Origin of the sequence: Oribacterium sp. C9 (genome assembly GCF_002007235.1) — a bacterium.
GTDB lineage: Bacteria > Bacillota > Clostridia > Lachnospirales > Lachnospiraceae > Oribacterium.
The window spans coordinates 227,712-252,879 of record NZ_MUHW01000001.1 but is presented as its reverse complement, the minus strand read 5'-3'; the positions used below and the strand labels follow the sequence as shown (position 1 = coordinate 252,879).

The following is a 25,168-nucleotide window of genomic DNA, read 5'->3' as shown; positions in this document are numbered from 1 at the left end:
GTTGATCTATGGTTTTTACATGATTTATACGCTCTGAAACAAGTCAAAAAACTCCCATTTACCACCGTTGAAACGCTATTTTCTACACTTATATTTTTTTGAAATTATTTTCTTTAATTTTTTGGCAAAACTTCTGTTTTCCCATTCCTCTATTTAGTAATTATATCGTATCCATCCCTATATATAGTTGTAACAGCTTGCTTTTCTATTTAATGAAATTCCAGGCATTTTCTTAAGTATTTAATCTGATCATATCCATTTTATCGTTTCTTCTTATAAATCTTCATACCATCATTATCTATTTAATAATTAAGTTTCTTTTCACTAAAATTTCATTTGGAGGATACTCAAATTTATTTTTTTCTATTAATTTTTTAGATAACTTTCATATTTTACGAGTTTTTCTGTTTTTCACGAAAATCGGCATAAATTTACCATCATAAAAACGTGATTTCATTTTTGCTTTATCCCCTTTAAAATGGCTGCAAGTCAGAAAAACGGTAGCTTTTCTTTTCATTCTGTGCTTTAAGCGTATAGCTTTTCCGCTTTTTTCTTTTCTCCGTGAGGAATTGCTTTTTTCTCTCGCAAACGGTAGTAATCTGGTCATATAGTGAAATCAGGGTTTTTGAAGATAAAAGAAAAAAGATGCAGAGAATTCATTTCTGCTCTCTCTGCATCTCCGTACTTTCATAATTCAAATTATCCCCTTTTATCCCTTTACCGGATGATTTTCAAAATGCCCCGGAAAGGTCGCTCAAATAAATCCGTCAGCCAAATTTGCGTCTGCACTGAAAAACGTCTGAAATCGCCTGATTTTAAAATTTTATGCGTTTTCGCTTAAATCATCCATCCATTTTGGAAAATTTAATTTTGCGGCAAAACGAGTGTATACACAGCTCCATGCTCCGGCGAAGGCTTATTTTTTACTTCAATGCTACCTCCGAGATACTTTACGGCACTCGAAACAACAGACAGACCTATGCCGTATTTTCCATCCTTTCCCTTGTAGTACAGCTCAAACATGTGAGGAAGATCTTCGTCTGAGATCCCGGGTCCGTCATCCGAGATCTCAATAGTCACAGATTCTCCCCCCATAAGCCTGATCTCCACTTCCGTTTCCGCATATCTCATACAGTCAGAGACTATATTTTGCAGTATGCGTATCAGAAGGTCAGGATCTGTAGTCGCCATGATTTCCTCGTCAACATCTTCATCCTCTTCAAACACCAGTTTCTTACTGTCATCAAGCTTTTCAAGGACTTCTACCTGTTCTGATATGAGCTCGTTAAAGGAAAGGCGGACTCTGTTTTTAGGCCATGCATCTGAATCCAGCTTCGATAGTGTCAGGCTTGATTCCAAAAGTCTCTGTATCCTTCTGCCTTCTCTCACTATGACGGAGGCTGCTCTCTCAGGTTCGGTAATTATCCCCCTTTCAATCCCGTCGGCATATCCGATTATGGATACTAAAGGGGTCCTGAGATCATGTGAAATGTCGCGAAAAAGCCTCTCTCTTGCCTCCTGAGTCCTGGCTGCATTATCAGCCCTTTCTCTCTCCACTTCTTTCGCCAGTCTTTCCTTCTCCCTCTGGGCTTCAAGCACCATTTTTTCGTGTTCTCTCTGCCTCTCCAGCTCTCTTTCTCTTTTCTCCATCCTGTTTGACAGCAAAAAGATGAAAATCGAAGCTATTAGCATCATCGGAGCTGTGATCCAGAGGATGTAGTATCGCATCTGTCTGAGCAGTATGGCTGCGTTCTCCACTTTCCTGTAGACGATGTAGTACTGATTCGCTTTAAACAGCGCTACCTGGTATTTGTCCCCATCTATGTCCACTGAAGTGCTTTTCTCGCCTATATGGGCCTTTTCGAGGGCTTCTGCGAGCTCCTGAACGAGATTGCTCCGGTAATTTCTCCCTGAGGAATGGAACACCACATTTTTTTCGGCATCCAGAATCAAAAGTTCGGCATCATCCGGCTCAAAGCTGAAGTACCTTTTCACGGAATTCTGAAAGTCCAGCTCATTTGGGCGTGGTTTCTCATACTCCTTCCTGACTTCACGCATTTTTTGATCAACATCTGTTTCAGCAGCAAAGGACAGATAATTACCTGCACCCTTCTCTATAACAAGCCAGATTGCTCCTGTAAAAAGCATTAGCACCGTAAGGACCGGAAGCAGTATTCTTAATCTTCTCTTCAACAAATTCATTTTTAACCTTTAATTCTCCGTCATTCTGTATCCGAAGCCCCATACAGTTTCCACCCTTGCGGTGGATCCTGCTGCTCTTAGCTTCTTTCTCAGGCGTTTTACCAGGTCATCAGTCATTCTGACGTCCTCCAGGAGCTCTGCATCGGGCAATTTCCACACATTCCTGAGAAGCTCAGCTTTGGATACAGCGGTCTCTTTTCTGAGTATAAGAAAGCTGACGAAATCGAACTCCATAGGTGTCACCTGGACCTCCATGATTCTTTTCCCTTTAATTTTTTCTTCGTTTTCTTCAAATTCTTCATTTTTCAGGCTTTTTTTGTCGATTTTTATACCCTTAAAATTGTCTACCTCCAAAGCGGTGATTCTTTCTTCCCCATTGGAGAATTTTTCATTATATTTTATTCCGGAAATCTTTCTAGCCTCTGAATGTATGTCTACCACGGATTTATAGGCATCTTTATCCACATTCACTTCATAGACCGGACCGGAATTCCGTGGGTTTCCACTTCCACATTCCACATAGACCCTGTGAGCCGCAAAATTCACCACAAGATTTCCACATTTTTCCTGATTTTCACCCACATTCTGTGGTCTTTTTACCCCGTTTAGGTTTTTTCCGGAATTTTCTCCTAAGATTTTAGTTCCGTCTTCATTTAAAATCATATTTTCCGTGGAATTCAGCAGCTGATCCCTGAGAATATCTGACCGTCTCAGGAGCGCTTTCACTCTCGCGACTAGTTCAAGAGGAAGAAACGGTTTTATCAGATAGTCATCGCTCCCCATAGTAAGTCCTGTCACTCTGTCAAGGGGTGTGTCTTTTGCAGAAACCAGTATCACAGGCAGAGCCCGTAAGCGTGGATCTTCAGACTTTCTTATCCTGCTGCAAGCCGTAAGTCCCCCGGTTCCGGGCATCATTATATCCATCAGGATAAGATCAGGCATTCCGTCATAATGAGTGCATAAGTTCGCGGCAGTACCGGGATGTCTCACGTCTTCATCTGCTTCTGCAAGCCCCATGACAGCCATGGCATCGTCAGCATTTGCAAAGGTCTCCACCCGGTATCCTTCATTCTCAAGGAAGGTCTTCTCCATCTCCCTTATATCTTTTTCATCGTCTATTACATATATAAGTTTCTCTTCCATCTTTACCCTCTTGTCCTATTTTCCGCAGATTCTAACATTATTTTCTGAAATGAGACTGAATAAGCTTATGAGAACAAAAGAACCTCCGGTCCGTTTCCGGATCGGAGGTAAGTGTTTACGGCAGAAGCATTGAGCCGCTTTATTTTCTGATCCGTCTAAATCCATACGGATCGGAAAGCTTGTTTTTGGGGAGTGATTTTCAGTTTCTAAGTTATTTACAAATCAGCTTATTTAGCTATAGAGTGTGTACTCCTTTGTTACGTATTTCTCTGTTTCATATGTTTCAGAGTTATATGTGAAGGTCTCTTCTCCTGACTTGTATGCAGAAGCCGCCTTTGCTGCGAGGTCATCGGACTTGATATATGCTACCTTTCCGTCATAGATCGCATAGTAGTTCTCATCCGCATCCCTTACATATCCGCTGCTTACGACTGTTCCTGACGTGTTTACAAGTAAGTAGCTTCCGGTGTCACCGTACTCTACAAGCTTATAATATTCATCGCTTGAAGCCTTCTGTAAGATACCGTACTTATAGTACTTCTTGCTCTTGATTCCGTTGTATGCCTTACCGTTAGCGTTGAAATAGAAGGTATAGGTATCATCTGATAGTGTGATGTTTACGGTTCCGTCCTTCTTCATGGCACCGCTGTTCTCATCACCGAAGTAATAGAGATTGAGATCTCCCCCGTTAGCATCTCCGAGGTCGTAGATGTCTTCTGCTGTTATTTCATCCTCATCAAGATCCTTTACTATAGAACTGCAGCTTGAAATGGAGCTTGAATTAAGTACCAGAAGACCGCTCTGCATGATTCCGCAATCATTGAAATAGTACCACTTTGAATTTATCTTCTTTGCCTGGTTAGTGATGACATATCCTGAGCTGTTTGTATAGAACCAGCGGTATGTTGAATCCTCATAATCGGTCGAATTCATCTCTTCACTTGGAATAGCCTGTACCCAAGAGTTCTTCTTTATAGATCCTGAAGAGAGATCAGAGTATCTGTATGTTGTGGATGAGGATGCATCGTCATCCCATCCTGAGATCATGACACCGTTAGAATCGAAGGTATATCTGTAGGAATTGATGACCTTTGTTGTATCGGTAAGCTTCTTTCCGTTTTCAGACTTGAAGTAGAACCAGATGGTTGAGTAATCCTCATAGGTATCATCTGCCGTCGTAAGGTCCTCTTCGTACTGATGCCAGCCCGTCACCATGGCACCGCTGTCCTTGTCGCCGAAGTACCATACGGCTTCATAAACCGCCTGAGGGTCATCCGAGACATCGATCATCTCTCCGCTCTCATCCACATATCCGTAGAGCATCTTGCCCTCTTCGTCGAACATATACTTTTTACCGCTGATGGTCACCGGCGTAGATGTGTCGGTATAAGCCTTTCCTGTATCGCGGAAATAGTACCAGGCATAGCCGTCATAATTGTCATCGTCTGTGGTCACAGCCTTCCAGGTGTTGGTCACCATGGCACCGTCTGAGCCTACATAATAGTAGCCGTTACTATCCTCGATCAGTGTGTTTTTGGCAAGTGTTCCGTCGGATCCAAGGTAATAATACTTTCCGTCTGAAACCTTCCAGCTGTCTGTCACATAGTTTCCGTCGCTGTCGACGTAGTACCACTCCTCACCTTCCTGCTGCCAGCCTGCGGCCAGGGCTCCTGTAGCCATAAATGTTGCTATAGCGCCTGCTGCAAGAACAGTTTTTCCTATAGATGGGATCCACCTGTTCTTTCCGTTGTTTCTATTTACGATCATTTTGACCTCCTAATATAACCAAATCATGTTTTTCGTTGCTCTTTTCGAGCTCGTGGTTATATTAGCCCGGGTCACGACGGCTAAACTAGATTATCGGTGTGGCAGATTTGCGGCAGCTGATTACAAATTCTTTTCGGGATATTACAGGCTTCAGCCTGGCAGGCTGCAATCATCCCTGCTTAGCCTTCTTCTCCTTCATCTTTCTGGTGAATTCAGCCATCTCATAGAACTTCTTCACTTTCTCTTCCAGCGCTTTAAAATCGATACTGAATCCAGGTACAATGCTTCCCGCCGGAACCTCCTCATCGAAGCTGTAATGTCTTGGCAGAGTGACCTCTGAGAAATCGTAGACCATAAGTCCCTTGTGTTCCACATCTATGATCCAGTATTCCTTAACTCCGGCCTCCCTGTATTTGTTGAGCTTCAGGAAAAGGTCACGCTTTCTGTCCTCCAGGTCACTTCCCAGAAACTCTATGGTGACATCGGGGGCGCCTTCAACGAACTTTCCTCCTGCAACCTGTTCTTCATCTCTTACTATACAGATATCAGGCACTATGCAGGTCTTATCGTCCTTATCTATACGTACTCCCACATACATGAAGGCTCTCGCATATTCATCCGATGCATTGCATGCCTGCATTATCATCCCGTAGAGATTCCTGAGATATACTCCGTATATGGGAAGATTCGCCTTCATCTTATAGATGTAACCGTCAATAAGCTCTGTTCTGTCCTCCCTTTTCTGATTGTCCTCTATGGTATATGGTCCAATTTCGTACATTATTTTCACCTCTTATTTTTTTATCTTCTTATCTGATTTCAGAGCTGTTTTTGCTCCAATACCAGCTCCCTCATTTTCGGTAGTCCCTCCACTTCATGGCTTGCAATGATGAGCGGACGCCTCCCTTTGTTTCTCATGATGTAATCGATGACTCTTTCTCTGGTCTCGGCATCAAGGCCGGTGAAGGGCTCGTCCATCACGAGTATGTCTGAGAACGGAAGCATGGCCCTTACTATTGCCACTCTTCTCTTCATACCACCGGATAGTTCACTTACGGGTTTGTCCAGAGCTTCCGGAGGCAGAATCTCACCAAGCGCCTTTCTGGCTCTCTGTTCAGAGACAGAAGTGTCCACGAGAGAGACATTGGCAACCGAAGACATATGCTCGAGAAGCCTGTTTTCCTGAAAGACCATCCCGACCTTGAGGCCGCTTCCTCCATGAGCCGCTTCACCCATACTTATTTCCACACTTCCGCTGTCTGCTTTTTCCAGACCGGCAATGATCCTAAGAAGAGTGGTTTTCCCTATGCCTGATGGTCCGCGGAGAAGTATGTCTCTGGCATCCGATCCGGTATCGATGGAAAAATTCACGTGATCGAGCACCGGAGTTCCGTCATAGGATTTTGTTATATCTTTAAAATATATCTTCATAAAATCAGACTCCTTTTCATGCGTCCGATGCTGTATCCTGCGATCTTCAGAAACAGTTTTTCCACAAGGAATGAGACCACTACTATAGTGATGGTCCAGGCAAAAAGATCAGCGGTTTCAAGATAGATCTTCGACTGATACAGTCCGTTTCCCATGGAGCCCAGCGGCTGTCCTATGACCTCCGCAGCCACGCCGCTTTTCCATGCCATGCCCAGCGCCGTCTGAAATGCGCTGTGAAGATACGGGTAGACCGATGGGAGATAGATGTGTCTCAGCTGTCGGAGCATGGGTATCCTGAATACTTCAGCCATCTCAAGGAGCTTAATGTCAGTTGCCTTGAGTCCACCGAGTGTGTTGATATAGAGAAGCGGCAGCACCACCAGGGCACTTATATAAAAGGATAATATCCTGTTGCCTGCCCATATGAGCAGAATGATTACGAAGCTCGCTACGGGAACCGCCTTCACAACCGATATGAACGGGCGCAGGATATCCTCTACGAGGCTCACCCGATAGGAAAGCCAGGCGAGAATAATCCCGAGAGTTGAGCCGAAGAAAAAGCCCCCTATGATCCTGAAAAGCGAGAACATGATCGCATCCCAATATTCCCTCGTTAAAATCATATGTTTTAGGGCTATGACCGCTTCAACGGGGCCTGCCAGAAGGATACTGTTGTGGATGGTCATACTGAGCAGCTGCCACACAAGTATCCAGAAAAGAATGATTCCTATTTTTTTGATCGAGCCTTCAGGCCCTTTTCTTCGTTGTTCTCTCATTTCACACCACGTTTTTTGCCACAAATACACGTACTTTTTATTTTAGCAAAAAAGCGCCACAGTAAGAACTAAATGTTCCGAACTGTGGCACTTAAAATAACCATATTCACGCCGTAGTTTCCCACGGAAACATTATACAGATGGACGTCATCCTGTTGAAGAAATGATCTCTCAGGAATGCATAATGAAGATCAAAAAACTCTGACCCCTGCAGTCATCACTTTACGTAGTAGAAACCGTCCTCAGGAAGCTTTCCGCCAACTGACTTTGGATTCTGGTCAAAAAGAACCTTCAGATATCCGGAAAGATCCTTCTTCATCTCATCGCCTGTTACAGCTACGATGTTGCACTGTGGAAGTGCCTTTTCAGCTACAGGAGCCTTGGCAATGATTCCATACTTTGCCACGAGCTCTGCAGTGCTCTTTGTATCTGAAACAGCCTTCTCTGTACTTGCCTTGTGATCCTCGAGGAATGTCTTTACAGCATCCTCGTTGGCCTCGAGGTAATCGTTTCTCACAACTGTAACACCTGTGAGAAGCTTGGAATCCTCTGAAACAGCATCCCACTCATCTGTAAGTGAGAACGCAAGCTTTAAATCCTGATTCTGAGCCATGGCAACTGTTACAAATGGCTGTGGAAGGATAGCGATCTGTGTCGGATCGTTTCCGAGAGCTGCTGCGATCTCTGTTGCCTCTGACTTAAACTGGACATCACAGTCTGTAACTTCATTCTTCTCGAGAAGGTAGTTGAGAGCATACTCAGGTGTTGCGCCCTGACCTGTTGAAAGCACAGTCTTTCCTGAAAGATCCTTCACACTCTTGATGTTTTCATCAGCTGTAACGCAGTAAAGCACGCCCAGAGTGTTAATGTCTACGACGCTTACTCCCTGATTTGTCTTGTTATAAGCGATAGCCGCAAGGTTAGCCGGAATGAGTGCCACATCCAGATCTCCTGATACAAGCTTTCCAAGGATCACGTCAGGCTGAGTCTGCATCTCAAAAAGATAGCCGCTCTTATCGCCCTTTTCAACTTCATCCATGAGATTTACGAGACCCATGGTTGTAGGTCCCTTCAGTGAACCGATCTTCATAGCGCCTTCTCCGGTATCACCAAATGCTTCAGTCTCTGCTGGACTCTCGCTCTTTGCAGCTTCTGTTGGCTCTGCTGCGCTCTCTGCGGCTGTAGTCTCTTCTGCTGCACTCATTACAGCCTCAGTCTCTGCTGCAGTTTCAGGTGCTGCGTTTGTCTCTGCCGCTGTGGTAGCTGCCGCTGTGGTAGTTTCTGTTGTTGAACTGCCGCAGCCTGTAAGCATCATTCCTGCAGCACATACTGCAAGAATGCCGTTTAAAAACATATTCTTTTTCATAATTTCCTCCTAAACCTGAGCTCCTGCCTTTAATAAAAGGTGTCAGGGACTTAATGTCAGGTTTCCGATAAAGCCTGGCATCACTGTTTTTCTGATCCGCTTTTGCGAAAAAGTTTCCAACACTGGTATCATACAGCGTTTAGAAGAAATTATATTTCAACTTCATAGTGGTATCAAGCATACCTCTGTTAAATAATGTGTAAAGTAGAATACATTATAACGATCATAAGCAATAAATTGAGCTTTTGATCCGGAGCATCATAAAAACAACATGTGGCAGGTCCCCTTCGGAAACCTGCCACATAAATATGTTTAAAACTCCTTCTCCTCTTTTAAAGCTTCGATAGCATTGAGATGAACTATGTCGTTATGCTCCTGAATCTTGGAATCCAGCGTAAGCATGAACTTCGGATAGTTATCCCGGATGCTGTCAAGAGCTGCATACTCTACCTGCTCTCTGTAAGGGTCTGCAGTTGTGATGGCGAACTTGATGTATCTGAAATTTGTAAGAACAAACTCCGGCTCCTCTTCTCTTTCATCATCCATCATGTCTTCGTCATAATCCTCATCAAGTCCTACAGCCTGCTCAAAGAGTTCATCGTCCATCTCGATGGTCTCTTTTTCAGGTCTCATCTCGGCCTTGAACTCAGATACAGGCTCTTCTACGGTTTCAACACCTGCGAATGTACGTGTCTTTTCCTCTGCATCCGACATTCCATCCCGCTCCTGAGCGCCCATTCTTCCATTTACTGCCGCACTCTGTTTTCTGGACTCCAGATACTTCTGAAGAGCACTTGACATGCCGTTAGAGACATTTTTCTCTTCATCCACCCTTACATTTATGTTGATGTCCTGAGGTCTCTCAACTGTCTCGGTAGCCGCCGTCTTTGGTGCCGGTGCAGCCGCAGCGCTTCTGCTGGCCTTGAACTCCCTGATACGTTCTGTGATCGAGTTCTTGCTGACTGCCTGAGCCACCACCTTGTTACCCTTTGTTCCTGACTTTGACTTATCGCTCCTATACGCTCTTGCGCCCTCACGTCCACTGTCAGAACCCAGCTCATCTGCGCTTACGAAATCAGCCAGCACGAAATCGCACTCCCTCTTTCCGATCCTTCCGGTTGCGATGTTGTACTCACGGCTCCTCAGGTACATGTAGATGATGTTCTTCATGATGAGACTGTAGTCGATCTTCGAATCTGTCTTCTTCGCAAAATAGAATCCGAGATCTGTAAGGTAATATCTCTGATCACCCTGAAGCTCTTTCTCGGTCTTTATATCGAAACGATTGCACCTGTATACAAGCTTAGCCTTCTCAAGGAGCTCCAGATACCTCTCCAGCGTCTCTCTTTTCACCGGTATCCTCACGTAATTTCTGAAGTAATCCGTAAGTCTGGTCATACTAATGCTTTCACCGAAGGTGTCAATGATATACTCCTGTACCTGTTTGAAATATACCACATGTCGGATCTTTTCCATCTTCGCTATATCCTTCTTGAAGATCTCTTCAAGCACCCCAAGGATATACTTCTGCTTCTCTTGAGCATTGTCACACTGAAGAATCCTCGGAAGTCCGCCATCATGTACGTAGCGAACGAACTCCAGCAAAGGATTCTCTTCCTTCTTCATGCCCATGAAGTCCTTCATGCCTTCATATTCCGCATAAGACAGCGGGAATATCTCGAATACCTTGTAGTGATCCTCAAACTTCTGTCTAAAGGTATCGCTCAAAAGGTATGAGCTTGAAGCTGACAGGAAAATGGAATATCTGCCTTCATTGTATAGAGTCTCGATAAGTGTTTCGAAATCATCTATCATCTGTATCTCATCTATGAAAAGATAGATCGTTCCATCCTTGGAGGGCACCATCTTTTCCTTGATAGCGATGCGGAGCTTCTCGATGTTCTTTATATTTCTGAACTCCTTGGTATCAAGATCGATGTGGATAAGATTAACTGCAGCATTGCCCCTCCAGCGTAGCTCGTTGATGATCATCTCCATCATACAGGTTTTTCCGCTTCCTCTTATTCCGGTCAGGACTTTTATCAGCTCTTTGTCTTGATAAAACTCACGGATCTTTTTCAGATAATACTGTCTCTTGTATAGTTTCATAGCTGCCTCCTCATCCTCCCTTGAATCTACAGCTCTTTTATGGGGTAATATTTTGCTGTTTTCTTGAATTATAACCGCATTCTGAAAAACCGTCTATATCTAAAACTCATCTTTTTGGTCTATTTTGATATATTTTTATTACAAATAAATATAATACTGTTAAATATGACCGTATTTCTCAACACCACGTTTTTACTAGCTATAATACATTTTATTTACAGCTCCGTTTATCCCTTATTTTTTATCCATTTTGCACACTTTTTACGTTTACACCAAAACGCTTAAATCTCCCCCTTGTATGTATAATAGTTAAGAAATCATCATATTTCCAAATATATGTTCAAAAATAAAGAGGGTAAAAAGCGGATTTTTTCCGCTTTCACCCTCTTATTTTTTAATTATCTATATGTGATTTTCGATATCAGGGGGTAAAAGTTCTGCCCTCAACTATATATTGTGTCTGAGAACGGGGAACAACACTCCTCCCACAGCATTACCCAATGTAATGATAAAGAGCCTAAGAAATGCCTCCAAGCTCCACATGTCTGAAGCCGAGAAATAAAACATATCTGCCACACAGTGTTCGTAGCCGCAAAGTATAAATACCATCACACCAAAGAAAAGAGCGAGATATTTGCCTGTTTCATGCGGGATGATCTTATATCCTTCCACAGCTATGTAGATGAGCATGTTGCAAAATATACCTAATATGAAAAGACTAAGATAAGTATCTGTCATTTTTGTCTCACAGAGAGCAGCTGCCTTCTGTGCGATTCCAGAGATTCTTGTGAAGGAAACGAGTTTTGCAACCAATGTGGTCCCGAAAAGGTTTCCGATCCATATTATAGGAAGTGACAAGACATACTCTCTGTTATTATCAAACATATAACACACCTTTCCGGTGAAGAGATGCAGTCCCATGCTGCAGATCACAAACAGTCCTGTTGTAAAGAAGAAGGAACCAGCCAGCTTGTTGTCCAACGATAAAAACACCACTCCTCCGAGTCCGATACATATTCCCGCAAGCACAGCTGATATCAATATCTTAAAATAATTCATTTTGTTCTCCATATCCTATTTCTTACTCCTATTTTTATACTCTGATCGAACTGCCTATGAAATGATAAATCGATTCTGATTTTTCTGAATATTACGTGGATCTTATCTCTAACAGTACAGAATTATTTTAACTGATAAAAACGCAAAGCAAAGTCTGCCCGATCTGTAACAGTAGAAAATATGATTTGTCTACATATTATCTTCTGAGTAATATCTCTCATATAGTCTAATTCTCAGGTCAGCATTAGGTTACACTAACCTTTTTGTATACAGTGTGCTAAGAGTAGCATATCAGAGGCATCAATGCTACAAAATTAACAATGTGTATTAAATAAAAATCAGTCCTTCCTCTAAACAAGTTGGTTCTACTTCGATCCTGCAGGTCTCTTCTGAAATATTTTCATCCTTTAGTTCAATAAAATCATCTTACAGATGAATACATTTTGGGTAAAGAAATAATTGTTTCCAGACAAATGATGTATCTTTCAATCACTTGAAATAATCTGAGACTTTCTTCCCTTTACTGCACTATAAAATCCACATAATATAAAATCATTTCTTCTGTAACTCTCGTTTTCGCGTAATTTTCTGAGCTTTTCTCATCCAAATATCAGATTTTCTGAGTTTATATATACAATGTAAAATTTACATTTTTTCCACTTTATAATGAAAGACTGCAAATAACAGGCTCTTTTACTCAGGTGTTTGCAATACAGTCTCCGGTTTTTTCCGGTAGCTTTTCAGAATAACTCTTAAATTCTTCTCTTAAAACAGACATTTTTTACCGATTAGCTCAAATCTCTTCCTTTATTTTTATCCCTACTGACTTTTCCACATTTTTAGTTGATTTATCCACAATTCATATTCTTAATTTCTGTATTTTCATGCTGCAAAATAATTTTTTGCACTTAGCATATTAATCTCTCAGGTTCCGGATGCAGGCCATTAAATCCCTATTTTCACTTAATAATATTGTTTTTTGCTATGGTTTTCCGCACTTTTAGGAGCAAAGCTTTTCCTCGGTTTTTGATCCTTTCGACACCCATTAACAGATATATGTAATTTATCAACACACAAATAACCTGAGTTTCGAGTAATATGTCTCTTACCATATCAGTTAAATTTGATGATGTTTTTGCTTTTTTTGTTTTTTATCCCCCATAAATCAGCTAAGTGTTAATTAAATCCAAAAATTCGCTATCACAATTTATTGTAGATGCACGTATTTCCTGAAGAAAAGTCATCTTTATATTTCTTTTTATTAACAAGCAGTCATCATAATCCACTTTAAAACATTATTTCCTATATGGTATTCCAAGCTATTTAAGCATGCATTTTTTCACCGTTTTTCTAAGCGTATTAAAGTAAAACAAAAGCTAATTATTTCATTATTTTGCGTTTGTCACTGTTAAAAATCTTTTCTATAGTAAAAAGTCCTGTATTTTCCGGATTTCTCCCGGATTTTGTTCTTCTCTGGTCAAAAAACCATCCATTTTCGATATATAAATCAGCACACTCGTTCTCTTAAATCATCATACCTTTCTCCGCTCTTAGGGAAAATTTATCCATTTCCGGATTATGCACCTTTCCTTATCAAAAAAATCGTTAAAAAGGAAGAATTAATATATATATGTTTTCACCAATATGCCTTTTATAAAATCACATTTTTCCACTTAACTTTTATACTGTATTTTTGCTTTTCTGTTTTATGGAACAGAAACTCTATATTTTTTTAAATCTAAAAAATTATTATTTAGATAGATTCTGAATACTATAAAAAATCATCATTCCTATACCCTTTTTATTATTCTTCTATATTTGTTTTACTAATTTTTATTATACTTTTAAGTTTGTTTTCCCACGTTATTTCTTTATATTTTATAAATAGATTTTTTATCTGATGCATTTATTGTTTTCTATACTTTTAAAATGATAATCAGCTCTAAAACAAGGTGGCTTTTTAAGAGTATTCTGAAAAACAAGTTTTATGACATTTCATTTATTTCAACAGTAAATTATTTAATTTAGATAATACTTTATCCCTTAAACACAAATTATCTTGCGTATATCCCAAAAATAATTAATATCCTCATCAAAAAACCGGAAGCTTGTTAGTATTACGCCTTAACCAAATGATTTTCTTAATTGTTTTTATTTTTTTATAAATTTTAAGTATTTGTCGCGATTTTGTCATTTTCTGGAGCAAATTTCTATTTTGCGTCGCGAAAAGTCCTCCGTGCGCCTCATGAAAATTTCATCCACGAAATAAATACATTTTTCACATTAGATCATGCAGCAAAATCAATTATTTTTAGGGTTCAAAACGCCCTTCATTTCGCTCGTATACGATGTAGTTGCCCTCTGCTTGTAATAAGGTCCAAAAAAGCTTGTTTTTGTGTGCTTTATAGAACATCGTATTTTTTCGATTCTTATAATTCCCTATTTCTTAACTTTCAGCTGTACCTGGATCATATATTTTTCACTGCCTGATTTAATCATTTCACCTTTCAGGATCTATATATCGGGGCCTATTTAAAAAAAGTTTTTTGCTTTTTAAACAGTTATACATAAATTGTCGATTATTTCCATTTTTACTCTCATTCATGCTTAACAAGTATATTTTTATCTTTTGATATTTGTACCTGCTTGCACCTTATTCAACCTACATTATTCATTATTTTTATATCCTTTATGCATTTATTTTTCACTATAGAGGTATCTTTTTATCCTAATCAGGAGCATGTATTCATCCACATTTTCAGTACCTCAATTCCAAAATAAAGAATCAGAGATTTATATCTTTTACCGAAGCTTACGATTATACGAAGAATAAAAATTTTCCATCTGTATGAACACATTTTGTGTTGAATTTTCTAAACTTTTTATAAATTTAATCCCTTTTTTATCATTTCAGAAATTTCTCATTTTTACTGTTCTATCTTCACCTTTAAATACTTAAATATTTAACATACGTATTTTGTACTTTCCTCATTCCTCCATGTTCCTTTACATATGGTATATATTTTTCCATTTTTAAAATACTATCCCCTTATTTTCCGGTTCCCGGACATTTTTTCATCCATTTTTCTTTTTATGCCGCAAATCTCTGATTTTTCAAAGATTTTCTTATCACTTTTATAATTCGTAAATTTAGATCATTTAAATCAACTATTTAATACTATTTGCTTCTAATTACTTTTTTTCATGTAGATCAGAGTATATTCCAGTCACTTATGCCTCATACTCCCAAACCATGTAAACGTCCATTTACTTTCTGTGTTTTGTTATTTTTCTGCAATTTTGTATGCATTTTAATTTCTTTCTCTCATTTTTCCTTTATTTTTATTTCGATTTATCATTAATGGTGTATTTCCATTTTTCTCATATTTCCGTTTTCATACGTGTCTCATTAACACCGGAATCCTTCACTGCCTTTATGCATACTGAAAAATTTTATGCATTATCATTCGAATTTGATACCCTTTACCTTTTTTCAGCAGTTCAGGATCAATTTCATCTGTTCATTCATATTTACTTTCATTTCTTTTTATATAGCGCTTTGTTTGTATCTTCACAGCCTTCAGTAAATTTACTCTTTTTGGGTTTTTAAAATTGTCCCTGTTTATATCTTTCAGAACCGGAACCAAGCTGCCTATATCTTCTTATTCACAGCTATCTTTATCCTACCCCACGATGTTTTTTCCGAAATATTCTGTTTGCTTTCTTAAGGGGATAAAAAACACTTGTTTTTGGAACTACCATTTCCTTAACGTCTCTTCTCTCATCACTTTTTGCTTTTTTCTGTATGTCTTATCCTTTTAACTCTAGAAAGCACGGTTTTATGCGCTTTCTAGACGTTTTGTGGCTTTTTACCCTATTAAGTCCCTATCAAATCAACGCCCATATCATACGCTTCGAGCTCTTCTTACTGCTTCCTCATACATTTTTTAAAAAACCTGAAAATTTTATCCCCTTAACCCATTCTTAAATTCGTTTAATTTTTCAATTTTTCTACGAACTAATTTTTCAAGTACTTTACATATTTCCTGTGTCTTCCAAAATTTCAATTCATTTCTTTTCTTCATCATTTTCAAAATTATCTGCTTTGTAAATTTTGTCCAGATTACGTAATTCCGTGCTTTTTTACGCTTTCTATTTGTATAGCATAAATTCACCATTTCAATACAGATACATACGTTCTTCTTTTTGGCTGATTCACACTTTCCTCTCTCCTTGCTCTGGATTGAGATTTTAAAAAAAGTCAAAGGTGATGGATTTTCATTTTCTTTATTCTTACGCTTTCAAAAAATCCCATATAGCCTCAATTTGATGCGTTTTTCTTAATTCTTTGCGGCTAATTGTATGAATTTAATTAATCTATGCTTCTTTTAATTTTCCGATTTTTTCAGACTTTTCTGTATACACCCCCTCTATTTTACATGTTTTTTACGCCATTATCCTTACAGTTTTCACTTGTCTATTACCTTTACAACAAAAAAAGACCGATCAGAGCCATTTTTTGGTTTCTGATCGATCCTCTTTTAACAGGTCATAATATAGACCTATCTCTTTTAATTTTGTTTTACAGCTTTTTCCTTTTTCGAATATTCTCTAAATACCTCGGATTTTTACTGTTTTTTGCCGTTTTTTCATATTTTACCCCTTCAGTTTTTGGGGTTTTACGGCTTAAGCATTGATAGTCTGACCCTTTGTAACCTTTCCGGAAGCCGTGAATGTGATCTCATCACCATCTTCTGTCTCTGTCACAACTGTAAATGTTTGCATTGAATATCCTGATTTCTTTACTGCTTCGAGATCTACCTTAATTACAGGTTCTCCTGCCTTGACAGCTTCTCCCTGCTTCTTAAGTGGTGTAAAGCCTTTTCCTTTAAGCTCTACTGTATTTATTCCGATGTGTACCAGCAATCCTCTGCCATTGGATGTTCTTACTGCAAATGCGTGTCCTGTCTCATAAACCATTTCCAATGTTCCGTTTGCAGGGCTAACGATGATTCCGTTCTCAGGCTCAACACCAATGGTCTGTCCCATAGCCTCTTCCTTGAACATCTCATCCTTGATTTCTTCCTTCGCGAGGATCTTTCCATCTGCAACAGAAACTATATCTGTATCTTCGTGTGACTCTGCATTCTCTGCAACAGATGCATCGTCTTTTTTAGATTTAATGCCTGTTTCCTCTGAATCAAGCTTTCCCTGACGGGCATATACTCCAAAGAGTATAAATGTGGCAACAAATGATACGGCTACAGCCACACCTGTACCGATGCAGGCATTGACAAAGTTTGTCATTCCTTCACCGCCGATATATCCAGGAAGTACCAGAAGTCCCGGTGAACCTGCTGCAAAACGTCCTGTACCTGTGATTCCCATGTAAAGTCCGCCTGAGAAACCACCGATCATCGCACCGATCAAAGGATAGATGAACTTAAGATTTATACCATAGAGTACCGGCTCTGTGATACCAAGTACGCCTGTAAGACCTGCTGAAGCTGCGAGCTCCTTTGTCTGCTTATTCTTTGAACGAACCGCAACTGCGAAACCTGCTGCACCCTGTGCTACGTTTGAAGCAAGCATTCCAGGGCCAACTACTGTATCGAAGCCTGTTGTTGCAAGATTGTTTACACCGATAGGGATAAGTCCATAGTGTGTTCCTGTCATAACAAGGAGCGGTGATAATGTTCCCACAAGTGTAGGTACTGCCCAGCCGGCTGTAGCATTGAGCCATGTGAAGAATGCTGCAAGAAGATTACCTACCCATGTTCCTATAGGTCCGAGAACTGAAAGTGTCACGATACCTGAAACCACCAGTGAAACCATAGGTACAGAGAAGAACTTGATGGCCTTTGGCGAAACCTTGTTCATGAACTTCTCAACATAGGACATGAACCATACGCCGAGGATGATAGGGATAACTGATGAACTGTAGCTTGCAAGTGTGATAGGAATTCCGAACATCGCTATTCCTGCGCCTGCTGCCTTCGCCTCAGATACCATGGTGATGAATGACGGATAAATGAGTATACCGCCAAGAGTCATAGCCATGAACTGGTTACATTTAAATCTCTTTGCTGTACTTGATGCAAGTAATATAGGAAGGAAATAGAATGGTGCATCAGCAAATGCGTTAAGTAAGGCATAGGTCTGAGTTGTCTTATCGAGCATATTCAGAGTCACAAGAAGTGCCATGATAGCCTTGATAAGACCGCCTGCTGTGATAGGCGGGATGATAGGCTGGAACATACTTGCGATAAACTCAAGGGCTGCGCTCAGCTTATTCTGATCCTTCTTAGGCTCATCATCAGGAACCTGTGCCATTGCTTCAAATCCGCCAAGGTCAACCACTTCCTGATAGACCTGAGCTACATCAGGGCCGATAACGATCTGATACTGACCTCCTGCATTGATAACAGAAAGTACACCATTTGTTTTCTTCAGTACATCTGTCTTTGCCTTGCTGTCGTCCTTGAGACGGAAGCGAAGTCTCGTCGCACAGTGTACGACCTGATTAACATTTTCCTTGCCGCCAACGTTCTCGATAATGGTGGCAGCCAATTCTCTGTAATTCATGTTTTTCTCCCCTTTAATATTTTTATTTCTATCCTTTCGGATAGAATTTTATTTATAAGTATCATTGTCTCCTTCAATGATAAATACCGTAAAATTTCAAACGTCTTTAACCAACATATCTGCTATACAACGTTTTTATCCTCTTTTTTTAAACAGGATAATATTTATTCTTTTATCACTTATCCCAGCTGAGATCTGCACCGTTTGTTTCTATTACCTTTTTGTACCAGTAAAAGCTGTCTTTACGGGATCTCTTTAAGGTTCCGTTTCCTTCATTGTCCTTATCAACATAGATCATGCCGTAACGCTTTTTCATCTCTCCTGTCGATGCAGAAACAAGGTCTATACAGCCCCATGAGGTGTAGCCGAGAACCGGAATTCCGTCGACATTGACAGCATCTCTCATAGCCTCAATATGCTGACGCATATAATCGATACGATACGGATCGTGAATGCTTCCATCCTCTTCCACCTTATCTGTAGCTCCGAGACCGTTCTCTACTATAAACAATGGTTTCTGGTAGCGATCATAAAGTGTGTTGATGGTGACTCTGAGTCCCAGCGGATCGATCTGCCATCCCCACTCTGTATTTTTGAGATACGGGTTCACTACCGCCCTGAATACAGCATTTCCGGGTCTCTGATGTTTTTCAAATATCTCAGGATCTGCTGTCGTACATCTGGACGCATAGTAGCTGAATGAAATATAGTCAACTGTACCTGCCTGAAGAATCTCCTTATCCCCTTCCTGCAGGTCAAGCTTGACCCCTGCTGCCTCCATGCGTTTCCATGCCCATACCGGATAGCTTCCGCGGGCTTGAACGTCTATAAAGAAGTAATTGTCTCTGTCCTTCTCAAATCCGTCCCAAATATCCTTGGGATCAGGTGAGTAAGGATAGAACTGACCGGCTGCCAGCATGCATCCCATCATGCACTGCGGCATGATCTCATGAGCAAGCTTTACCGCCTTTGCACTTGCGAGAAGCTCATAGTGGGCAGCATTGTATAAAACGTTCTGTCTGTCTTCACCCTCGTTAAACACGATTCCAGCTCCCATAAAGGACATATGAAGGAGCATGTTTATCTCATTAAACGTGATCCAGTATTTGACCAGATCCTTGTATCTGTTGAAGATCACCCCGCAATATTTCACATAGGCATCTATCATCCTTCTGTCACGCCAACCACCGTATTTCTCTATAAGAGCTATTGGTGTATCAAAATGATCAATAGTTACCAATGGTTCTATACTATACTTTTTGCAGAGTGCGAAAATATCCTCGTAAAACTGGAGTCCGGCCTCATTTGGAGTGTCATCGTCTCCGTTAGGAAGGATTCTGGTCCATGCAATGGAGAGCCTGTAGCACTTGAAGCCCATTTCCGCGAAGAGTTTTATATCCTCTTCGTAATGATGATACATATCTATAGCTTCATGTGACGGATAACTGTATCCTTCCTCGCAGGAAAGCATCTTCAGTTCTCCTCTGGCCACCTTCATACGATCAGGTCCGAAGGGAACCACATCCACACTGCTGAGGCCTCTTCCTCCCTGATCATAACCACCTTCGCACTGATTTGCCGCTGTGGCTCCTCCCCAGAGAAATCCTTCAGGAAATCCTTTACTCGTCATCCTTTCCCCTTTCTTTATCTCCATCGATGTAACGTTACATCGGATTTTGTTATGTTATAGTTACATATTAGTTTCATTTTTGTATATTTTCAACGAATTCCTTGCTTGTTTTTGCCATTTCGTTATTTCTTACAATATATTTTTTACATTTTATGCAACTTTTCTATGTAACGTTACATTTTATGTGATATCATATTTCTAACGGGTGATATCCAACTGATAATGAATTTTTCTGTTTTTATAGAGAAATATTATCCCTTTACAGATAAAATTCTATAAATGATATTTTTCAAATCCACAGCATAAAACAGCAGCTATCATCCTATAAATCCGAATATGACAGGAATAATCATATGAGCAAGAAAAAGAATGTATCCGTTAAATCCATAGCCGAGCTTTGTGGAGTTTCCACCGCCACAGTTTCGAGAGCTCTGAATAATGATCCCAAGGTTTCAGAAACCACCAGAAAAAAGGTGCTGGAAGCCTGCCTAAATTCAAACTACAAGATACCTGAAAAGACTACTTCCGGAACCCGAAAAAAGATAGGCGTCATCACAAGTGTCAGCAATCAGGATTACTTCGCAAGCCTCCTGAATGAGATCATCAATTTCATGGCAGATTATGATTATACTGTCATAAATTGCAGTATGGAACGTGGTCGTTTTAGCCTGAGAGACTCTCTTCTGACACTTTATGATTCCAATGTTTCCGGCATCATAATCATCAGCGGCGATTATCTTTCCATCAAAGACATACTAGATCCTTCTCTTCCTCACGTATGGATAGATTGTAATGATTCATCTCCCTACACAGATGACATATGCACTGTCACAAGTGACCAGTATGTCTCTGGATGTCTTGCTGCAAGAGCACTTTTGAATCAGAACTGCAAGCACCCCATCATGCTTATGAGCACCAGAAGAAGTATAAGGAGCAAGGAACGTAAACAGGGATTTTTTGAAGAATTCAAGCGCTCAGGTATAGAACTTACTGAAGAAAACATCGTCGAAATAGAGAGCACAAAGGATGGTTTCACAGACAGCCGGGAAGCTATTCGTTATCTCATCGCAAAGGGTGTTGAATTCGACAGCGTTTTTGCCATCAGCGACTGGAGAGCACTGGGTGCTTACACCGGTGCCATCAGCATGGGAAAGCACGTTCCTGAAGACATTTGTATCATCGGTTTCGATGGCGTTTCCCTTGCCTGCAAGAGTGTAAACATCACAAGTGTACAGCAGAATACAAAGCGCCTTGCACAGTGTTCCTGTGATCAGCTCATGCATCTCATAAAAGGAGAACCTGTCCCGAATAAACATATCGTGATACCTACAGGCATCCTTCCCGGCCAGACTCTGCTGGAGGGAAATCAGCTTTGAAAGACTCGAAGATTTCGTAGTTTTTTTGTCAATATCTTCTAGTGTTATTTTTCCAAATTCTCTTATATTTTGGTGATTTTTTACGAAGTTAGATTGAAGAGTTTTTTCCAAAAAGTTAAAATAAAGAAAAATAATCATCAGAAAAGGAGATCCGACATGACAATCAAAACAGAAAAAACGGATGGAACGACTACTGTATCTCTGACCGGCAGGCTTGATACCATCACAGCTCCGGAACTTGAAGCTAAGCTCGGCGAGATCCTGGATGGCACAAATGAGTTGATTTTTGATTTTACCGCTTTGGACTATGTGTCATCTGCCGGATTACGTACGCTTCTCTCCGCTCAGAAGAAGATACAGGGCAACGGAACTATGAAGCTCAGAAATCTCAATGAAAACGTGCTAGAAATAATGGAGGTTACGGGCTTTTCTTCCATCATGACGATTGAATAAAGGAGGAAAGCTATGAAGACAAATGTAGTTGTACTTGATTCCAATGGCACCAACATGCAGCTTGCGCTGGATCAGGTTGAAGGTCTGGCAGATGGTCAGGCACTTTCACGTAACAACACTTTACATCTGAGACTTCTCGCAGAGGAAGTCTTAGCTATGGTTCGTCTGGTTGTTACCGATTTCAATGCTAAATTCTGGGCCGAAGGCGAGGGCAATAAATATAAAATCATTCTTGAAGCTGATGTAGACACCAATGTCTCAGAGAAGAGCACACTTCTTTCTCTTTCCACCACCGGAAAAAATGAGGCAGATCTCGGTCTCGGACAAAAGATCGCAAGAATTTTCCGTCGAGGAGTAGGCGGAAAGGCTGAAGAAGGCTACAGCTGGTCCCTTGACAGCTACAAGAAAGAAATCAAAGAGAATCCTGATCCGAGTGTGGCACTTGATAATATGGAAAAATCAGTCATTGCGAACCTTGCTTCCGATGTAAGAGTGAGAATCAAGAACGGAAAGGTTCGTATGGTAGTTGAAAAGGTATTCTGAGTTTCCAGAGGCATGAAAAGAATAATTCGATTTTTTTCGATGCTTTTACTGACTGCAGTTTTACTTGGTAGCTTATATGTTAAAACCACTTGCTATGCATCACAGTCAGAGACATTGGCAAAACCCAGACCTTCCGTTAACGGAAAGCTATCGGTAAATGGAACGAAACTTTTAGATAAGTACGGAAAGCCCGTGATGTTGAGAGGACTCAGCACCCATGGGCTTTCATGGTTTCCGGGATTTATCAACGAAGATTTCTTCAGACAGCTTTCCTCGGACTGGGACTGTGATCTCATAAGACTCGCCATGTATTCCGCAGAATATACGAGAAACCCTTCAGAGAATCTCACTCTTCTTCTAAAGGGAATCGACTACGCTATCGCAAATGATATGTATGTGATAGTTGACTGGCATATCCTGGAAGATTACGATCCTAATATGCATAAGAACGAAGCACTTGCATTTTTTGATCTGGTCAGCTCCAGATACAAGGACAGCCCCAACATCATCTACGAGATATGCAATGAGCCTAACGGCTCTACAAGCTGGTCTGATATATATAATTATGCAAATGAGGTCGTTCCGGTCATACGAAAGAACAGCCCGGATTCTGTCATACTTGTAGGAACACCATTCTATTCCCAGAAGCTTCTGGATGCAGCTGACAGACCTTTAGCCTATGACAACATAATGTATGTTCTTCACTTCTACGTTTCAACTCACCGTAAGGATCTGCAGGATGTGCTGACAGAGGCGCTAAACAGAGGTCTTCCTGTTTTCGTTTCCGAATGCGGCATTTCCGAAGCCAGTGGAAGCGGATATGCGGATTTTGAGTCTGCAGCTGTATGGTTCCGTCTGTTAGAAGACAAGGGTATTAGCTTCGCAGTATGGAATCTATCCAATAAAGCTGAAACCTCTGCACTTTTCACGACGTCCTATGCCCCTTCACGCACCATCAACGATGGAGATCTTACATCGGTAGGATTATGGGTCAGAGACCTTATTAAAAAACGTAATTAAAGATAAAAAAGCTCTCCGGAAAACCGGAGAGCTTTTTGGTATTCTCTTTTTCGTGAGAAAAAATTATCTCTTTGAGAACTGAGGGTATGACGAAAAGCTTGAAATTCCGCCATTTTTAGAAGTTTTTGCTTATTACCTGTTTCTTACCGGGAGCAGCCCAGGGCTCTCGGTGACGGCAGGAATGCAAAATTGCATTGCATTATTGTGTTGCAAAATGTATGATTAATCTATGGAAGAACTAATATTTGAATGGGATGACCAAAAAGAAAAAACAAATATCAAGAAACATAAAATCGATTTTTCTACGGCAGCGCATGTCTTTGGTGACGATCGCCGTATAGAAAAGTTTGATGGAAAGCACAGTGAAGATGAGGATCGCTTTAAGGTTATCGGAGCAATCAATGGACACCTCATGGTCATCGTTGTTTCTTATACCATGAGAAATGATGATAAGGTTATCCGTTTAATATCTGCAAGAAAAGCTGAAAAGGAAGAGAGGGATGAATACTATGGCTACTATTAGAAAAAAAATAGATGTATCCGCAGGGCTTACAAACGAACAGTTAAATATGCTGAAAGAGGCAGAAAAGACTGAATATGTATTCGATGAAGATAATCCAATTCTTTCCAAAGAAGAGCTTTCACAGTTCAGAAGGGTGTCTGAACTTATCAAAGAGGAACGTGAAAGTAATCAAAAACAGAATGTAACTCTGAGATTATCTCCGAGAGCAGTTCGAAAAGCTAAGGCTTTAGGAAAAGGTTATACCAGCGTTTTGGCAAAGATTATCGAAAAGGCTTTGGATAATCCCGAACTTACAGAAATGTTGATGAAATAAATGCATACTTGAAGGGGAATCGGAACAATCCGGTTCCCCTTTTTATTAGAAATCATATTCTCCAAAAAGAAAAACCCCGGAACCATATCGGTTGCCGGGGTTTGTGAATTCTTTTCGATTCTTCGAAGATTATCTCTTTGAACACTTTTTCACTGCCTTAAGTGCCTTGTTTGTGGCATTTGTAGGTCGAGTTGCTGTTTACCTGCTGCGTACGGTAGAAAGCTCAGGGCTACGGTATGCGGCTGACAGCAATTCTATTATTTTTTCTAAAGAGCAAGGTCCATACAAGTATTATTGTAAGATTATCTTCGGATTTACGCACCATCACTTAGATTGTATTCCCCATAGAATAGGCTTCACCTAAAGCCTTATGGCCTTCAATCTCATCCGGATCATTTACACCACCAGCAAAGACTTTTCCTTTAAACACTGCTTTTTCAAAGCAGTCCACCCAACCTTGTACACCGCCGGCAGCATTCTTATCGACATAATCTTCATCTTCAGCCGCAACAGACAAAAGATAAACCTCTCTAAATTTGTAATCCCTGGGATACAGAGAATTTGCCCGGTCTATCATGGTCTTCATTTGTCCACTCATCTCGTAGTAGTAAATTGGCGTGGACCAAACGACTACATCAGCTTCAAGGATCTTCTCAGTGATTTCATTTGCATCATCTTTGATCACACAATATCCTATCTTCTGGCACCCAAAGCACCCGGTACAGAAGCCGATGTTCTTTCCTTTAAGTGAAATAATTTCAACATCATTCCCAGCCGCTTTTGCGCCTTCTGCAAAGCTCTCTGCAAGTCTGTCGGAATTGCTATTTGCCCTGAAGCTTGTTTCAATTATAAGTACATTTTTAGCCATTTGC

18 protein-coding genes are annotated in these 25,168 nt (G+C 40.5%); 6 read left to right on the top strand and 12 right to left on the bottom strand.

Going from position 1 to position 25,168, the window contains the following annotated elements; all coding sequences use genetic code 11:
- Nucleotides 1-864 precede the first annotated feature (864 nt).
- The 11 genes from BXO88_RS01175 to BXO88_RS01115 all read right to left on the bottom strand — a co-directional run bounded on the left by BXO88_RS01175 (nucleotide 865) and on the right by BXO88_RS01115 (nucleotide 20,068).
- Nucleotides 865-2,202, bottom strand: coding sequence for a sensor histidine kinase (locus tag BXO88_RS01175; RefSeq protein ID WP_078035938.1), 1,338 nt, complete (start codon nucleotides 2,200-2,202; stop codon nucleotides 865-867).
- Nucleotides 2,203-2,211: 9 nt separating this feature from the next.
- Nucleotides 2,212-3,345: a winged helix-turn-helix transcriptional regulator gene (locus tag BXO88_RS16780; protein ID WP_242945121.1), complete on the bottom strand. Its 1,134-nt coding sequence runs from the start codon at nucleotides 3,343-3,345 to the stop codon at nucleotides 2,212-2,214.
- A 231-nt stretch (nucleotides 3,346-3,576) separates the two neighbouring features.
- Nucleotides 3,577-5,112, bottom strand: a complete 1,536-nt coding sequence (locus BXO88_RS01160) for a hypothetical protein (RefSeq protein WP_078035937.1) — start codon at nucleotides 5,110-5,112, stop codon at nucleotides 3,577-3,579.
- Between the two features lie 169 nt (nucleotides 5,113-5,281).
- A complete protein-coding gene (locus tag BXO88_RS01155) occupies nucleotides 5,282-5,893 on the bottom strand; it encodes a Uma2 family endonuclease (protein ID WP_078035936.1) in 612 nt (203 codons plus the stop codon).
- A 38-nt stretch (nucleotides 5,894-5,931) separates the two neighbouring features.
- Nucleotides 5,932-6,543 (bottom strand): ATP-binding cassette domain-containing protein, encoded by a 612-nt coding sequence (locus tag BXO88_RS01150; protein ID WP_078035935.1) that lies wholly within the window; start codon nucleotides 6,541-6,543, stop codon nucleotides 5,932-5,934.
- The gene (locus BXO88_RS01145) at nucleotides 6,540-7,319 is read right to left on the bottom strand and encodes an ABC transporter permease (RefSeq protein WP_078035934.1); all 780 of its coding nucleotides are present in this window, start codon (nucleotides 7,317-7,319) and stop codon (nucleotides 6,540-6,542) included. Before BXO88_RS01145 ends, BXO88_RS01150 begins: the two co-directional genes overlap by 4 nt.
- 217 nt (nucleotides 7,320-7,536) lie before the next feature.
- The gene (locus BXO88_RS01140) at nucleotides 7,537-8,685 is read right to left on the bottom strand and encodes an ABC transporter substrate-binding protein (RefSeq protein ID WP_078035933.1); all 1,149 of its coding nucleotides are present in this window, start codon (nucleotides 8,683-8,685) and stop codon (nucleotides 7,537-7,539) included.
- A 312-nt stretch (nucleotides 8,686-8,997) separates the two neighbouring features.
- Nucleotides 8,998-10,794 (bottom strand): ATP-binding protein, encoded by a 1,797-nt coding sequence (locus tag BXO88_RS01135; RefSeq protein ID WP_078035932.1) that lies wholly within the window; start codon nucleotides 10,792-10,794, stop codon nucleotides 8,998-9,000.
- A gap of 447 nt (nucleotides 10,795-11,241) precedes the next feature.
- Nucleotides 11,242-11,853: a formate/nitrite transporter family protein gene (locus tag BXO88_RS01130; RefSeq protein ID WP_078035931.1), complete on the bottom strand. Its 612-nt coding sequence runs from the start codon at nucleotides 11,851-11,853 to the stop codon at nucleotides 11,242-11,244.
- Between the two features lie 4,686 nt (nucleotides 11,854-16,539).
- Complete coding sequence (locus BXO88_RS01120; RefSeq protein WP_078035929.1) at nucleotides 16,540-18,438, bottom strand: beta-glucoside-specific PTS transporter subunit IIABC; 1,899 nt, start codon at nucleotides 18,436-18,438, stop codon at nucleotides 16,540-16,542.
- 175 nt (nucleotides 18,439-18,613) lie between these two features.
- Complete coding sequence (locus BXO88_RS01115; protein WP_078035928.1) at nucleotides 18,614-20,068, bottom strand: 6-phospho-beta-glucosidase; 1,455 nt, start codon at nucleotides 20,066-20,068, stop codon at nucleotides 18,614-18,616.
- A 353-nt stretch (nucleotides 20,069-20,421) separates the two neighbouring features.
- On the opposite strand from BXO88_RS01115, the gene BXO88_RS01110 reads away from it, so the two are divergent.
- From BXO88_RS01110 to BXO88_RS01085, 6 genes are all read left to right on the top strand, one after another.
- Nucleotides 20,422-21,444 carry a LacI family DNA-binding transcriptional regulator gene (locus BXO88_RS01110; RefSeq protein ID WP_078035927.1) on the top strand — a complete coding sequence of 341 codons (1,023 nt, stop codon included), beginning with the start codon at nucleotides 20,422-20,424 and terminating at the stop codon, nucleotides 21,442-21,444.
- Between the two features lie 156 nt (nucleotides 21,445-21,600).
- Entirely contained in the window at nucleotides 21,601-21,897 is a 297-nt protein-coding gene (locus tag BXO88_RS01105) for an STAS domain-containing protein (RefSeq protein WP_078035926.1), read from the top strand.
- A gap of 12 nt (nucleotides 21,898-21,909) precedes the next feature.
- Nucleotides 21,910-22,440 carry a hypothetical protein gene (locus tag BXO88_RS01100; protein ID WP_078035925.1) on the top strand — a complete coding sequence of 177 codons (531 nt, stop codon included), beginning with the start codon at nucleotides 21,910-21,912 and terminating at the stop codon, nucleotides 22,438-22,440.
- A 12-nt stretch (nucleotides 22,441-22,452) separates the two neighbouring features.
- Entirely contained in the window at nucleotides 22,453-23,460 is a 1,008-nt protein-coding gene (locus tag BXO88_RS01095; RefSeq protein ID WP_078035924.1) for a glycoside hydrolase family 5 protein, read from the top strand.
- Between the two features lie 229 nt (nucleotides 23,461-23,689).
- Nucleotides 23,690-23,983, top strand: a complete 294-nt coding sequence (locus tag BXO88_RS01090; protein ID WP_078035923.1) for a BrnT family toxin — start codon at nucleotides 23,690-23,692, stop codon at nucleotides 23,981-23,983.
- A complete protein-coding gene (locus BXO88_RS01085) occupies nucleotides 23,961-24,296 on the top strand; it encodes a BrnA antitoxin family protein (RefSeq protein WP_242945120.1) in 336 nt (111 codons plus the stop codon). The genes BXO88_RS01090 and BXO88_RS01085 overlap by 23 nt, the downstream gene beginning before the upstream one ends.
- A 328-nt stretch (nucleotides 24,297-24,624) precedes the next feature.
- Here BXO88_RS01085 and BXO88_RS01080 read toward each other — a convergent pair whose 3' ends face one another.
- Nucleotides 24,625-25,164 (bottom strand): flavodoxin family protein, encoded by a 540-nt coding sequence (locus BXO88_RS01080; RefSeq protein ID WP_078035922.1) that lies wholly within the window; start codon nucleotides 25,162-25,164, stop codon nucleotides 24,625-24,627.
- Nucleotides 25,165-25,168: the final 4 nt, after the last annotated feature.